1 protein-coding gene is annotated in these 223 nt (G+C 74.0%); it reads right to left on the minus strand.

Features of this window, described 5'->3' with window-relative positions; genetic code table 11:
- Positions 1-223 (minus strand): proton-conducting transporter membrane subunit (locus EXE44_RS19665; protein WP_274595413.1); only part of this gene is annotated, 223 nt, incomplete at both ends.

Here is a 223-nt window from a genome sequence, read left to right on the forward strand (position 1 = left end):
GCGACCATCGCGTCGGGGAGCCACGAGTGGACGGGCATCAGCGCCGCCTTGACGCCGAACCCGCCCGCTAAGAGGGCGAACGCCGCCCGCGCCAGCGTCGGGTCCGCGGTCGCGAGCGCCTCGATGCCGCCCGGCGTGAACGCCGTAGTGCCCGTCAGCACGTAGACGAGCGCCGTCCCGCCGAGGACGGCGACGCCGCCGCCGAAGGTGTACGTGAGGTACT

Source organism: Halorubrum sp. SS7 (assembly GCF_005435055.1).
GTDB classification, from domain to species: domain Archaea; phylum Halobacteriota; class Halobacteria; order Halobacteriales; family Haloferacaceae; genus Halorubrum; species Halorubrum salinarum.